Source organism: Duncaniella sp. (assembly GCF_029054785.1).
Lineage (GTDB): Bacteria > Bacteroidota > Bacteroidia > Bacteroidales > Muribaculaceae > Duncaniella.
Map to the genome: position 1 here is coordinate 1 of NZ_JAIDEN010000038.1, position 13,117 is coordinate 13,117.

A 13,117-nucleotide genomic window follows, 5' to 3' on the forward strand; every position below is an offset into this window, starting at 1 on the left:
GTTGGGGTGGTATGGGGGGGAGTGTTATTCGGTTAGGATGTCCGGATCCGGCGGTCAGCTTTTTTCCGGCAGTTCGGCCAGTGCTTTAGGTCCGAGGATGTAGCGGTGGTAGAAAAGGATCAGGACGATGATTCCGCAGGAGATGGCTGCATCGGCAATGTTGAATATCGGCTGGAAAAACAGAAATTCCTGACCTCCTACGAAGGGCATCCATTCGGGCCAGATGAAGCTGAAGAGCGGAAAGTAGAGCATGTCGACAACCTTGCCGAGAAATACAGGGGCATAGCCTCCGGCTTCCGGAAACATTGTGGCCACCTGAGGGGGCATGGGGTTGTTGAAGATCAGGCCGTAGAACACGCAGTCGAAAATGTTGCCGGCAGCTCCGGCGGTTATGAATGCCAGGCATACGATATAGCCTGTCGGAACCGACCGGAGTGCGCGGATACTGATGATGTACCAGATGAGGAAGCCGACTGCCACTATGCGGAACAGGGTGAGGGCGAGTTTGCTCCCAAGCTCCATTCCGAAGGCCATTCCGTTGTTTTCAATGAAATACAAGTGAAACCAGGAGAAGATTTTCAGATCTTCTCCCAGATAAAAATGTGTCTTGATCCATATTTTGACTGCCTGATCGATCACTACGACGAGGACCATGATCAGGGTTGCTATGGCGGTACGGCGTTTAAGCATCGAGTGGTGGGGACTACTTTTTCTTCTGTGAGTTTTTGGCTTCAACGCTGCGAGTGGCGTGAGGCACGGCGCGGAGACGTTCCTTCGGGATGAGTTCGCCGGTTTCGCAGCAGACTCCGTAGGTCTTGTTCTCAATGCGGATGAGAGCGTTCTGGAGGTGCTGGATGAACTTTTTCTGGCGCTGGGCAAGCTGTCCGGCTTCTTCCTTCGAAAGTGTGCTTGCACCCTCTTCAAGAATCTTGAAGGTAGGTGAGGTATCGGCAGTATCGTTTCCGTCCGTGTTGTTGATGAGGCCGCGCAGAGAGTCATATTCTTTCTGTGCCTTTTCAAGCTTCTGGAGGATCAGCTCCTTGAATTCAAGGAGCTCCTCATCGGTGTAACGGGTCTTTTCACTCATTGGACTAAGGGGTTGGTGAAGTTGGTATTATATAGATTGTCGGTAATAAGACGATTTTACTTGTCAAGGGTGATGAGCACATTGGCGGTGACATCGTCCATCGAAAGTTCCTCGACCCCATCTCCTTCGACCGGTGCGATCTCAAGAGAGGTGGCGAGCACCTGACGCGAGATGTAGTCGGAGAAGTCACGGATTGCGTCATCGGTCTCGGCGCCGGGGGCGAAGATGAGGCGGATGCGGTCTGTGATGTCGTAATTGCGGGCTTTGCGGATGTTCTGGATGCGGTTGACGATGTCGCGCGCGATGCCTTCGCGTCTGAGTTCGGGGGTGACGGTCACGTCAAGGGCAATCGTGAGGTTGCCTTCGTTGGCCACGAGCCATCCTGGGATGTCCTCGGAGATGATCTCTACATCCGACAGTTCGACTTCGGCGGTTGTGCCGTTAAGGTCGAAGGCGAGTCGGCCATCACGTTCGAGCGCTGCGATTGACTTGGCGTCGAGGTTCTTGATGATCTCGGCTGCGGCCTTCATGTTCTTGCCGAATTTCGGGCCGAGTTTCTTGAAGTCGGGTTTGACGCTCTTGACGAGAATGCCTTCGTCATTGCCGACGATCTTGAGATCCTTGACATTGATTTCGCTCTTGACGAGATCCATGATGGCTTCTACTGCCGCACGGCGCTTTTCGTCGGCCACAGGCACCATGATCGAGTGGAGGGGCTGACGCACTTTGAGGTTGACCTTGCGGCGCAGTGCGAGGGCCATCGAGGTGATGTCCTGGGCAAGTTTCTGGCGTTCTTCGAGATCCGGGTCGATAAGAGCGCTGTCGGCCACGGGATAGCGGTCGAGGTGGATCGAGTTTTCAGAGCCGGTGAGGTCGCGGTAGAGACGGTCGGCAAAGAAGGGTGCGAAGGGAGCCATGAGGAGGGTGACGGTGTGCAGACAGGTGTAGAGTGTCTGATATGCCGCGAGCTTGTCCTCGGTCATGTCGCCGCCCCAGAAACGCTTGCGGTTGAGGCGCACATACCAGTTGGAGAGGTTGTCGCCGACGAATTCGCCGATCGCACGTGCGGCGCGTGTCGGTTCGTAGTCGTCGAGTGCTTCTGTGACTTCCTTGATCAGGCTGTTGAGCAGCGAGAGGATCCAGCGGTCGATTTCGGGACGCTTTTCAACCGGCACCTGGGGTGCGGCGGGATCGAAGTTGTCCACGTTGGCGTAGAGCGCGAAGAAGCTGTATGTGTTGTAGAGGGTCGAGAAGAGCTTGCGGGAAGTCTCCAGAACGCCTTTCTCGTCATATTTCAGGTTGTCCCAGGGAGATGAGTTGGAGATCATGTACCAGCGGACGGGATCTGCGCCGTACTGGCCGATCTGTCCGAAGGGGTCAACTGCGTTGCCGAGGCGCTTCGACATTTTGTTGCCGTATTTGTCAAGCACGAGGCCGTTGGAGATCACGGTCTTGTAGGAAATCGAATCGAAGACCATGCCGGCGATCGCATGGAGGGTGAAGAACCATCCGCGTGTCTGGTCCACGCCTTCGGCAATGAAGTCGGCGGGATAGACTTCGCGGTTGTCAAAGGCCTCCTTGTTTTCGAAGGGGTAGTGGATCTGGGCATAAGGCATAGAGCCGGAGTCGAACCAGACGTCGATGAGGTCTTTTTCGCGGTGCATGGCTTTGCCGGAGGGTGAGAGCAGGACGATGTCGTCCACATAGGGGCGGTGGAGGTCGATTTTCTCATAATTGGCCTTTTCATAGTCGCCGGGGACAAAGCCAGCTTTCTTGTAGGGGTTTTCAGCCATGAGTCCGGCCTCTACGGCACGTTCGATCTCGTTGTAGAGCTGCTCGACAGAGCTGATGCAAAGCTCTTCGGCACCGTCTTCAGTGCGCCAGATCGGCAGCGGAGTGCCCCAATAGCGGCTGCGGGAGAGGTTCCAGTCCTGAAGGTTTTCAAGCCATTTGCCGAAACGTCCGCTTCCGGTTGAGGCCGGTTTCCACTTGATGCCGTCGTTGAGCTGCATCAGGCGTTCGCGCACGGCGGTTGTCTTGATGAACCAAGAGTCAAGCGGGTAGTAGAGCACCGGCTTGTCGGTTCGCCAGCAGTGGGGGTAGTTGTGGGTATGCTTTTCGATCTTGAAGACCTTGTCGGTGGCTTTCAGCTCCATGCAGATCTTCACGTCGAGGGTTTCGGTCTCTTCTGTTGCGGCGGAGTCGTAGGCGTTTTTGACATACTGGCCCTGCCAGGGGGTGTAGGCCTCAACGTCAACCATTTCCTCCACGAACTTCGGATCGAGGTCGGAGAGGAGGTAGAAGCGGCCGGTCAGATCGACCATCGGGCGGATGTTGCCGTCACGGTCGATGAGGTGGAGCGGGGGAATGCCGTTTTGCTTCGACACACGAAGGTCATCTGCGCCGAAGGTGCCTGCGATGTGCACGATGCCTGTACCGTCTTCGGTCGTCACATAGTCGCCGGGGATGACGCGGAATGCGCCTTCGCCGGGATTGACCCACGGGAGGAGCTGCTCATAGTTGATGCCGACGAGGTCAAGGCCTTTGACCTGAGCCACAACCTCGAAGGGGACGAGCTTGTCACCTTTCGAGTAGCTGTCAAGCGTGAGGTCCTTGGCTTTGGCGTTGAACAGTGAACCCATGAGGGCGTCTGCGGCAACGACTGTGACGGGCTTGCCTGAATAGGGGTTGTATGTGCGGACAATGTTGTAGACGATTTCCGGTCCGACGGCGAGAGCCGTGTTCGAAGGGAGAGTCCAGGGAGTGGTGGTCCAGGCCAGGAAGTAGGGAGTTCCCCACTTGAAGAGGATGTCGCGGTAGGGCGCGAGAGCCGGGGCGTTGTCGTCGACCACACGGAACTGGGCGATACAGGTGGTGTCCTTCACGTCACGGTAGCATCCGGGCTGGTTAAGCTCATGAGAGCTGAGGCCGGTGCCTGCGGCGGGAGAGTAGGGCTGGATCGTGTAGCCTTTGTAGAGATAGCCTTTTTTATAGAGTTCGCCGAGCAGCCACCAGACAGATTCGATGTATCGGTTGTCATAGGTGATATAGGCGTTCGGCATGTCGACCCAATAGCCCATGCGGCGGGTGAGATCTTCCCACTCGTTGGTGTATTTCATCACCTCGCGGCGGCAGGCGGCGTTATATTCGTCGACAGATATTTTCTTTCCGATGTCTTCTTTGGTGATTCCGAGATTTTTTTCAACTCCCAGCTCGACAGGCAGGCCGTGGGTGTCCCAGCCGGCTTTGCGCTTGACCTGGAAGCCCTGCATTGTCTTGTAGCGGCAGAAAATGTCTTTGATGGTACGGGCAAGAACATGGTGGATACCGGGTTTGCCGTTAGCGGATGGAGGACCTTCAAAAAATACGAATGAGGGACATCCTTCGCGCTCCGACATTGTGCGGGCGAACACATCTTCGGCGCTCCATTTCTCAAGCACCGAGTCATTGATTTCCGGCAGGTTCAAGCCGCTGTATTCAGGGAATCTTTTTGCCATTGGTCTATGTTTTTTCTAAAAAGGCTATCTTTTTGGATTATGTTTAACGCTACTTTGTATATATTTTAAGGTGTTATCCGAAAAATTTTTGCAAAAGTACAAATTATTTCCCGAATAACCTAAAATGGCATTTTACCATTTGTTGTAGTGGATATTATCTGCTTTATACTTGTCTTTCGGAGTCTGTTCGCCATTGGGATATCCGAGCATTACCAGGCTCAGGGGGACAATTTCCTCAGGCAGGTCAAAAAGCTCTCTGACAAGGGCTACCCGTTCGCTGATAGGGTAGCAGCCACACCAGACAGCGCCGAGGCCTACGGCATTTGCGGCAAGAAGAATGTTTTCGGTAGCCGCCGAGCAGTCCTGCACCCAATAATCCCTGCCTTCGCCTTCAAGCGGATCGGAGAGATCGCCGCAGACAATGATTGCGGCCTGGGCTTTGGCGGCAGGTTTCCAGTTGCCGTGTGCGAGAGAGTCAAGACTGGCACGCTCGTTGACAACTAAGAATTTCCACGGCTGGCGGTTGCGCGCTGTGGGGGCGGCCATGCCGGCACGGAGGAGTGTGTCAATTGTCGCTTCGGAAACCGGAGCGTCGGTATAGTCTCGCACACTGGTGCGGGTCATGATGTTCTTGATGGCGGCATCAGCTGATGATGTCTGGCATGCGGAAGATCCGCAATCATTTGAATTGCCACAGGCTGAAAGTATAATGGCGGCCAGGGCAGCAAAAATCGGAAGTTTTTTCATGTGTGGAAAAACGTGAGAAGTGAATGTTTCAGGCGTTTTGCTTCGGAATGTCGATCCGGACTATCACCGGACGAGTGCCGTCGGGGCAGGAGATGACCATGGTCTCCTCTTTCAGTGATCGGATGCAGCCCGGTTGGCTTATAGCAGCGCAGATGGTGGCCCATAACCGCGGGCAGAATCCGGCCGGACAGCAGTCACCTGCACTGAAGCGGAACTCATCGCCGCTACTGAACAATTGACATGGACCTGTGTCCGGATCATCAAGGAAGATGGCCTGGAGGTCCTGATGACATTCCCGTCGGATTATCGAGACCCGACAGCCGGGCGAGGGCATCGGAGTCGACAGCGATCCGGAGTCAGCAGAGGCCGGCGCGGTGGTTACAGACGCTATTGCCGGTACAGCTCCCAAACCGAGCGCACCGGCAGCAAGTGATGCTATTTTACAGAAATGACGGCGATCCATTCTATCTGCAAAGGTAAATCATTTCCGTGAGAGTAGTGAATAAACAATTGTGAAAATAAAAGAAAAGACGCAATAAAAGCCTTTGAATATTTCATGAATTCGGAAAAAACACTTACTTTTGCATCCGTAAAAACGCGATATGCAATGCGGCAGTAGCTCAGTTGGTAGAGCATCAGCTTCCCAAGCTGAGGGTCGCGAGTTCGAGCCTCGTTTGCCGCTCCGGCCTCATAGACAGGCAGTTGGCTCAATGGTCAGACTGCCTGTCTGTGACTTTTTATGATAGTAGCGTTCTCCGCTTTTTTTGATCATCCGGAGGACGGATATTTTAGAAACGGTTTAACTCTGACCTCTTAGACACAAGCGAGACCGAACATGAAACAGAAACTTCTCATAATCCAGTACTCTCTTGCCGGCGGTGGCGCCGAAAAGGTTCTTAGCGATATTTTGAACCGCTTTGATTATGACCGTTTCGAAGTTACTCTTCTGTTGTACCAGAAATATGGTGTCTATCTGTCTTCGATCCCTGAAAATGTAAAAGTCAGAGTGTTCGATGCGGCAGACATGAGTTTCGGATGGCGATTGCTGTTCAACCGCCGGACAAGGAAATTTATACCTGAAAAGCACTGGAACAGACTCAAACTCTGGAAGGCTCTCGGTCTGACGGGCAGATATGACTGCATTGTGTCTTTTATGGAAGGCTGGAGTGTGGCTGTCCATTCGCTGCTCAGGTCAAGAGCCGCACGAAATATATCATGGGTCCATACCGACATGTTGGCCAACCATTATTCGGCAGGTTTTTTCAAGACTGTGGACCATGAGGCCGCAGCCTATGACGGCATGGACGAAATTGTCTTTGTGTCCGGCAGCGCTCGTGATGCGTTTTTCAGTTTGTTCGGGCGCGCTTTCAAATCTCGTGTCATTTACAATCTGATCGAGAAGGACAATATCATAAAACTCGCATCGGAAGAATGTCCGGTTTCAAGGTCTCATGAATTTGTGATCTGTAATGTCGGACGTCTTGCCAGGCAAAAGCGTCAGGACCGTCTGATCCGTGTTGTCGCAGAGCTATGGCATGAACATGGTGTCGATGTCGAGGCCTGGATTGTCGGAGAAGGAGAACTGGAAGCGGATCTGCGCAGACTGGCCGTAGAGCTGAATGTCGGTGACCGGATTGTGTTCTGTGGCTTCCGGTCAAATCCATATCCGCTTGTAAAGAATGCTGATGTTTTTGTGCTGACGTCTGATGCCGAGGGATTTTCTTTGGTTGTGGCTGAAGCGCTGTGTCTTGGAAAGCCGATCGTCGCCACGCGGATAACCGGCCCGACAGAGCTGCTTGCGGAAGACGCAGGGCTGCTCACTTCTATGGATGAAAAGGAGATTGCATTACAGGTTAAAGAGTTGCTGGAATCAGACGCCCGCTATGCCTATTATGAATCGCAGGCATTGATGCGTTCGGGAATGTTTCAGCCTGAAAAGGCAATGGATAGTGTGTATTCTGCTATCTGTGGAGCAGATAATATCAGAGAAAAACAATGAGTCTGAATATATCACTTAAAGAACGTGCGACACACAGACAGATGGCTATCAACATGTTGTCAGGAATCTGTGTGTTTGTGCTTAATTTGTGCGTAGCCTTTTTTCTGACTCCGTTTATAGTCAGCAAACTTGGAATGGCTGCCTACGGATTCATAGGCCTTTCGAATAATCTGATAAGCTATACTGCGATACTGACTATTGCAATAAATTCGATGTCAGGGCGTTTCGTGACGGTCAAAGTTCATGAGGGGAATCTAAGTGAAGCAAATGGCTATATGTCATCAATTTTTTATGCTAATCTGTTGATGTCTGGCATTATTTTAATTGGTGTTATAATTGCATCTGTTTATCTGCAATATCTGATTGATATTCCTGAAAATTTGGTAAGTGACGTAAAAGCGTTGTTTCTGATGCTTGGCATCTCGTCATGTATCGGATTGATGACAGGGGTTATTTCAGTAGGAGCTTTTATAAGAAATCGGCTGGATGTTACAAATGTCAGGAATATGGCCGGAAGTTTCCTGCGTGTGGTGTTGCTGCTTTTGTTGTTCGGGCTGTTGCCTGCCAAGTTGTGGTACGTAGGAATTACAATGGTTATAATGAATCTGTACACTCTGTCAGCAAATTATTATTTTTATAGGGTGCTTACACCGGAACTTCAGATAAAATTTGAATTCTTTGATCTGAAGAAACTTATGGAAGTGATATCAGCCGGTGCCTGGAATATCTTGACAAGAATCAGTGACATATTGTCGAGAGGTGTTGATCTGTTATTGGCCAACCTTTTTATCAGTGCTTCGGCTATGGGATTATTGTCAATCGTACTGACAATCCCCATGCTGATATTAAGTTTTTTCAGTATAATATCCGGGAATTATGCACCGGAGTTTACCAGACTTTATGCAATTGGAGATTTTGAGGCGTTGAAAAAAGCTCTGTTACAGTCGGTTCGACTCACAGGGTTGCTTTGCTGTATTCCATCGAGTATCATATTCGCTTATGGTGATATCATATATAATGTGTGGATGCCTGGCGAAGATTCGGGACTTCTCTATATGCTCACATGTCTATGTTCGATCGGAATGGTTTTCGGGTTGCCGCAAGAGCCTTTATGGAACATATTTACAATTACCAATAAACTCAGAAAGTCTTCGTTGAATCTATTTTATAATTCAATTATGATATTTGTTACTGTTATGGTGGCAATGTTTGTTATTGACGATAATATGAACCGGTTGATAGCTCTTGCATTGATTAGGAATATATATGGCACAATAAGAGTCACGACTTTCCTTCCGATATATGGTGCCACATGTCTTGGATATGACAGATGGACATTCTATCCTCCTATAATAAGAAATGTGGTGAATGTAGCAATTGTCACATCTATTTCATTGATGGTTAAGCATGCATTTCTTTCATCCGGCTGGATGAGCCTGTTTGCCGGAGTGGTGTTTACTGCTTCTATTGGGTTTGTAATTTCGTTTTTTACAGTCCTGAAAGGTTCCGATCGGGAATTTGTGGTCAATTATTTGAAAGCAAAATTAAAATTATGATCAATAAAGCGGTATATGTGCTTATAAGCAGTGAAAATGATTATTATTCCGAGCAGTTGCTTCTGTCGGTATATACTCTTAAGCGTCATAACCGAGACATATCATGTGAACTTATCTGTGATAATCCGACATTAGAACATTTGAAAAGTCATCTTCCGCTCCTCCTGAGTGAAATAAATGAGGTAAAAGCAGTTGATTTTCCTGTGGAAATTGACGGGCTACGTCGTTCTCGTAGTCTGAAGACTTCATTACCGGATTATATTGATGGCGATTTTATTTATCTTGATACAGATACAGTTATATTGAATGATATAACCTCTGCTGATGCCGGTGTTGCAAATATGGCGGCTGTGGAGGATCATCATCAGCCATCATTGATGACTTGTGGTTATCTTGATTGGCTTATGTCGAAAATGAATAGAATCGGCTGGGGTGATTTTCCTTTGGAAATGCCATATTATAACAGCGGAGTTCTGGTTGTCAGAAATACACGTCCCGTCCGTGCTTTTTTTAGTCGGTGGCATCAGATTTGGAAATTTACAGCTGAAAATGATTTGCCTGCCGATCAACCAGCCTTAAATTATGTGAACAATGAATATCCATTGATAGAAAAACTTGCGCCGGAATATCATTGTCAATTGTTGGGCAATGGACTTAAATATTTGTTGCGAGCGCGTATTGTACACTATTTCAATGCTTCAAAATGGGCGATAGTCGGAGAGAAACCGATAGTTTTGATGGAGTATGATTTAATGCGGGAGATTCGCAAAGAAGGCAAAATTCCTGAACGGATTAAAGCAATACTTGATGAAAATCGGTTGTTCCCGGATAGGGTTGAGCTTGTGTCGGGGAATGCAGTTCCGGTTTATCGGTCAAATATATTCAACGTTTTGGTAAGACTGCAAATAAAATATCCGAAATTGTTTAACTGTCTTAACAAATTGGCTTTGAGAATATAATCTTTTTCAAAGTGAGATGACTGAGAATATAACTTGATAATCATGAAAATTTCTGTAATTGTTCCGGTTTACAACGTTGAGAGATTCGTTGAGGAGTGTCTGAGATCGGTGATTGAACAGGATTTCAGCGGGGAGATGGAGTGTATTGTGGTTGATGACTGCGGTAGTGACGGTTCGATGGCTGTGGTGAAGCGGCTGACCGAGGCATATAGCGGGCCGATCGAATTTCTCATTGTGCGCCATGAGAGCAACCGGGGGCTTTCTGCTGCCCGTAACTCAGGGATCGGAGTCGCTACCGGCCGGTATGTCACGTTTCTTGACAGCGATGACCGTTTGTTGCCGGGAGCGATCGCAGCGATGGCGGCTGTTGCTGAAAAACATCCCGGCACGGATATTGTCCAAGGTGACATGTGGCTTAAGAATCCAAACCGGTTTATGGATTTTCTCTGTGTCTCTCCGGTCTTGTTCCCGGAATATAATTCAGACCGGCGATGGTGCTCGCGGAGTCTGCTGACAGAGATCCCCATGACTGCATGGGGCAAATTGATCAGACGGGATTTTATCACTTCCAACAGCCTTTATTTCTGTGAGGGGCTGCTACATGAGGATGATATGTGGCGGGTGTGTGCATCGCGCCACATTGGATCTGTGGCTTTCTGCTTCCGGCCAGTTTATTTCTATCGGAACGACAATGAGGGGTCGATCATCCATCGAAAAGACAAGACCCATAGTTTTTACAGCCGGCTCAGGATAATTGAAAATCTGATCGAGAATTTCGGAAGCGCTGATTTTGCCGGTGAGTGCAGCTATCTTTTCAGAGCAATGAATTTCATACATAAGGCTCAGGCCTGGCCGCAGATCTCGGATAAGAGGCTGATCAGCCAGGAACTCGGCAAACTGAACTGCTTGGCCCGAAGAGCGCCTCTGCCTGAGCTGTTTAAGTTTATGGCACGCTATCTGACTCTGTCACCCGCGGTGGGAGACAGCATTATGATGCGTCCGTTTTATCAGAGCTATATAAACCGTTACTACAACAGGCTTCCTGTTGGCTGAGCGGTTATTGCTCAAGATAAGCCGCCATGTCGGGGTTGGCGGCAATGAGGCGTTTGGGGAGTTTGCGGATTACTTCCGAATAGCTGTGACGGATCAGCGATTTGATGAAGTCTTCGCTCAGAGGTCCGTTTAGTCTCAGCTGGTTCCAATATTTTTTGTTCCAGTGCCAGGCCGGTTCTATTTCTTCCGGATGGCGGTCCCGGAGATCGAGCGCATAGTCCGGGTTGCATTTAAGGGATAAATAATTGTCGCGTTCAAAACTGTAACAGGCGAAAATTTTGTTGCAGACGCGAAACAGCAGATACTCTTCTCCGAAGGCCATGTCCTCGCCGGTGAGCGGGAGTGAAAGGCAGTATTGGCGTATTGTCTCGATGTCGGTCATTGCGCGGTTTCCTCGTTGAAAATGCGGTTGAAAATATCTTTAAGCCGGTCTGTATCGGCAATGATTTCATGGAGTCCGGAAAGACGTCGGGCATTATCGCTCCAGGGGATCCAGATTTTCAGGTAGCCTTGTGGCCCATATTTGTCTTTAAGGTGATCGAGTGTCCTCCTGAAGTGTCCTTCACGGTCGAGCGACGGGTAATTGGCAAGGCCGTATTGGATGGTGCGCCTGATGATGGTCTCGGCGTCAATGAAGCGGTCGGCTTCGGCAACCACGAGCCCGTAGTCGTTGCGGGGCTTTGATTTGTTGGATGCACGGTGGTCCTCGACAGCCTCAGCCATCAGTCCTGACTCTTCGGGAGTGAAGTTGGCACAGACAAAGGGATCGGCGGTCAGAATCCGTGCAGAGTCACGGTGGTGGTTCTCGCGTCCGTTGATCAGTCCCAGATCATGAAAAGCTGCTGTGAGATAGACCATGTCGCGGTTGAGCTGCGGCATCTTTTCGGCAATCTGAAGACTCTGGCTGATCACCATACGTGCATGATCTTCGCGGTGGGCCTTGTCGAATTCCGCATAGCGGCTGATGATATTCTGTTCGGCATAGTCAATTGCTTTAACACTGACTCCTTTGAGCAGCGGGATCAGAGCCGGGAAAGAATCTATCACGGCATCCGGACGGGAGGCCCTCAGTTCAGTCCGGCTTTGGTTGCCGTAGGAGACGGCGCAGGTGAGCGTTCCGGCATTATGGCCCATTTCGATGTCGAAATTTGTATCGCCGACAACCAGAGTCTCTCCGGTTTGCCAGCCGAGAGGCCCGCAGATGGCTTCGACCGGATCCGGCGCGGGTTTGCCATTGCTGACGTCGTCGCCTCCGATGACCGCATCGAAGAGACCGGCGATCGAAAACGACGTGACAAAGTCGGCCAGGGAGCGGTGGCTGCGGCTGCTTGCAATCGCCAGTCGGTAGTCGTCGTTGTGCAGCTGCCGCAGGGTGTCGATGACTCCCGGAAATGATTCGGCCCGGATCTCACCTTTCAGCTCTTCAAAAATCCGGCGATAGGTCGCGGCATAGACAGGGCCGGTTCCGGGCTTGTCAGGCCAGAGAGCCATCGGAATGTCCTCCAGCCGGAGACCGATTGAAGACTTGCATTCCTGTTCGCTTTTGGAAGGAAGTCCGAGTTCACGGATGGCGGCCTGCATCGTGGCCACGATCAGAGGAGCTGTGTCGACAAGAGTGCCGTCAAAGTCAAAAATAATGTTCTTTATGCTTGTCATTCAGAAGGGTGATTTTCCGGTTTTGCTTTTGGGAAGATACTTTTTTCGGATAAGTCCGTGGGCGGTAGTGACGAGATCCAGGATGACGGAGTGGGGGACGGATCCCTGAAGCGGTATGGAGATCCAGTTTTTCATTGCGCTGTTGCCCGGCAGTCCGATATCAGGGTATTCGGAACGCAACCGCCTGATCTCTTCAGGGGTTGACGGCACATTGACATAGCTGAAATCCTCGATGTCTATCATGCAGAACATGTGGTTGAGCACATAGAAGACCAGCAGCGATTCGAAGCGCCGGGCGAATTTGCCGAAGGGCATCTTTTCGCTGACATCCTCAAACGAAAGACAGAATTCACGGAATTGTTCGATGTTCATACGCGCCTGTAATCTGAAATGGAGTGCAAATATAGCGAAAAATCAAGAGGGTGTTTCATAACAAGAGTTAAAATCTGAGTGGTGTATCTTTTAGATAAATTGTTGTAAATGAGGAAGGAGCATAGCGAGCTATGCGACTGACGAATTTCAACAATTTAGCAAAAGAGACACCAAGGCTCAGGTAACTTTAA

Annotated in this window: 12 protein-coding genes and 1 tRNA gene; 5 read left to right on the forward strand and 8 right to left on the reverse strand. The window is 50.2% G+C overall.

What is annotated here, in order from left to right:
• Positions 1 to 54: 54 nt before the first annotated feature.
• From K2H17_RS02455 to K2H17_RS02475, 5 genes are all read right to left on the reverse strand, one after another.
• Positions 55 to 690: a lipoprotein signal peptidase gene (locus tag K2H17_RS02455; RefSeq protein WP_300131018.1), complete on the reverse strand. Its 636-nt coding sequence runs from the start codon at positions 688 to 690 to the stop codon at positions 55 to 57.
• Between the two features lie 13 nt (positions 691 to 703).
• The gene (locus tag K2H17_RS02460) at positions 704 to 1,087 is read right to left on the reverse strand and encodes a TraR/DksA family transcriptional regulator (RefSeq protein ID WP_300131020.1); all 384 of its coding nucleotides are present in this window, start codon (positions 1,085 to 1,087) and stop codon (positions 704 to 706) included.
• Between the two features lie 56 nt (positions 1,088 to 1,143).
• Entirely contained in the window at positions 1,144 to 4,584 is a 3,441-nt protein-coding gene (gene ileS / locus K2H17_RS02465) for an isoleucine--tRNA ligase (RefSeq protein WP_300131023.1), read from the reverse strand.
• 132 nt (positions 4,585 to 4,716) lie between these two features.
• Positions 4,717 to 5,331: a nitroreductase family protein gene (locus tag K2H17_RS02470; RefSeq protein WP_300131025.1), complete on the reverse strand. Its 615-nt coding sequence runs from the start codon at positions 5,329 to 5,331 to the stop codon at positions 4,717 to 4,719.
• A gap of 28 nt (positions 5,332 to 5,359) precedes the next feature.
• Positions 5,360 to 5,794, reverse strand: a complete 435-nt coding sequence (locus K2H17_RS02475) for a TIGR04076 family protein (RefSeq protein WP_300131027.1) — start codon at positions 5,792 to 5,794, stop codon at positions 5,360 to 5,362.
• A 146-nt stretch (positions 5,795 to 5,940) separates the two neighbouring features.
• Between K2H17_RS02475 and K2H17_RS02480 the strand changes: the two genes are divergently transcribed.
• The 5 genes from K2H17_RS02480 to K2H17_RS02500 all read left to right on the forward strand — a co-directional run bounded on the left by K2H17_RS02480 (position 5,941) and on the right by K2H17_RS02500 (position 10,898).
• Positions 5,941 to 6,013, forward strand: a tRNA-Gly gene (locus tag K2H17_RS02480).
• A 153-nt stretch (positions 6,014 to 6,166) separates the two neighbouring features.
• Positions 6,167 to 7,330 (forward strand): glycosyltransferase, encoded by a 1,164-nt coding sequence (locus K2H17_RS02485; RefSeq protein WP_300131028.1) that lies wholly within the window; start codon positions 6,167 to 6,169, stop codon positions 7,328 to 7,330.
• Between the two features lie 41 nt (positions 7,331 to 7,371).
• Positions 7,372 to 8,886 carry a hypothetical protein gene (locus K2H17_RS02490; RefSeq protein WP_300131031.1) on the forward strand — a complete coding sequence of 505 codons (1,515 nt, stop codon included), beginning with the start codon at positions 7,372 to 7,374 and terminating at the stop codon, positions 8,884 to 8,886.
• Positions 8,883 to 9,845: a glycosyltransferase gene (locus K2H17_RS02495; protein ID WP_300131033.1), complete on the forward strand. Its 963-nt coding sequence runs from the start codon at positions 8,883 to 8,885 to the stop codon at positions 9,843 to 9,845. The genes K2H17_RS02490 and K2H17_RS02495 overlap by 4 nt, the downstream gene beginning before the upstream one ends.
• Before the next feature lie 42 nt (positions 9,846 to 9,887).
• The gene (locus K2H17_RS02500; protein ID WP_300131035.1) at positions 9,888 to 10,898 is read left to right on the forward strand and encodes a glycosyltransferase family 2 protein; all 1,011 of its coding nucleotides are present in this window, start codon (positions 9,888 to 9,890) and stop codon (positions 10,896 to 10,898) included.
• A gap of 4 nt (positions 10,899 to 10,902) precedes the next feature.
• On the opposite strand, the gene K2H17_RS02505 is transcribed toward K2H17_RS02500, so the two are convergent.
• From K2H17_RS02505 to K2H17_RS02520, 3 genes are read right to left on the reverse strand one after another with little or no spacing between them, the layout of a single operon-like run.
• Entirely contained in the window at positions 10,903 to 11,280 is a 378-nt protein-coding gene (locus K2H17_RS02505; protein ID WP_300131037.1) for an MmcQ/YjbR family DNA-binding protein, read from the reverse strand.
• Positions 11,277 to 12,554, reverse strand: a complete 1,278-nt coding sequence (locus K2H17_RS11200; RefSeq protein WP_363319920.1) for an HAD-IA family hydrolase — start codon at positions 12,552 to 12,554, stop codon at positions 11,277 to 11,279. The genes K2H17_RS02505 and K2H17_RS11200 overlap by 4 nt, the downstream gene beginning before the upstream one ends.
• The gene (locus K2H17_RS02520; protein ID WP_300131039.1) at positions 12,555 to 12,926 is read right to left on the reverse strand and encodes an MmcQ/YjbR family DNA-binding protein; all 372 of its coding nucleotides are present in this window, start codon (positions 12,924 to 12,926) and stop codon (positions 12,555 to 12,557) included.
• Between the last annotated feature and the right edge of the window lie 191 nt (positions 12,927 to 13,117).

Excerpts from the sequence above, each read along its gene's own strand:
- K2H17_RS02485 (WP_300131028.1), top strand. The coding sequence starts at position 6,167 with ATGAAACAGAAACTTCTCATAATCCAGTACTCTCTTGCCGGCGGTGGC.
- K2H17_RS02475 (WP_300131027.1), bottom strand. The coding sequence starts at position 5,794 with ATGGATCGCCGTCATTTCTGTAAAATAGCATCACTTGCTGCCGGTGCG.
- K2H17_RS02500 (WP_300131035.1), top strand. The coding sequence starts at position 9,888 with ATGAAAATTTCTGTAATTGTTCCGGTTTACAACGTTGAGAGATTCGTT.
- K2H17_RS02495 (WP_300131033.1), top strand. The coding sequence starts at position 8,883 with ATGATCAATAAAGCGGTATATGTGCTTATAAGCAGTGAAAATGATTAT.
- K2H17_RS11200 (WP_363319920.1), bottom strand. The coding sequence starts at position 12,554 with ATGACAAGCATAAAGAACATTATTTTTGACTTTGACGGCACTCTTGTC.
- K2H17_RS02455 (WP_300131018.1), bottom strand. The coding sequence starts at position 690 with ATGCTTAAACGCCGTACCGCCATAGCAACCCTGATCATGGTCCTCGTC.
- ileS (WP_300131023.1), bottom strand. The coding sequence starts at position 4,584 with ATGGCAAAAAGATTCCCTGAATACAGCGGCTTGAACCTGCCGGAAATC.
- K2H17_RS02460 (WP_300131020.1), bottom strand. The coding sequence starts at position 1,087 with ATGAGTGAAAAGACCCGTTACACCGATGAGGAGCTCCTTGAATTCAAG.
- K2H17_RS02520 (WP_300131039.1), bottom strand. The coding sequence starts at position 12,926 with ATGAACATCGAACAATTCCGTGAATTCTGTCTTTCGTTTGAGGATGTC.
- K2H17_RS02470 (WP_300131025.1), bottom strand. The coding sequence starts at position 5,331 with ATGAAAAAACTTCCGATTTTTGCTGCCCTGGCCGCCATTATACTTTCA.
- K2H17_RS02490 (WP_300131031.1), top strand. The coding sequence starts at position 7,372 with ATGGCTATCAACATGTTGTCAGGAATCTGTGTGTTTGTGCTTAATTTG.
- K2H17_RS02505 (WP_300131037.1), bottom strand. The coding sequence starts at position 11,280 with ATGACCGACATCGAGACAATACGCCAATACTGCCTTTCACTCCCGCTC.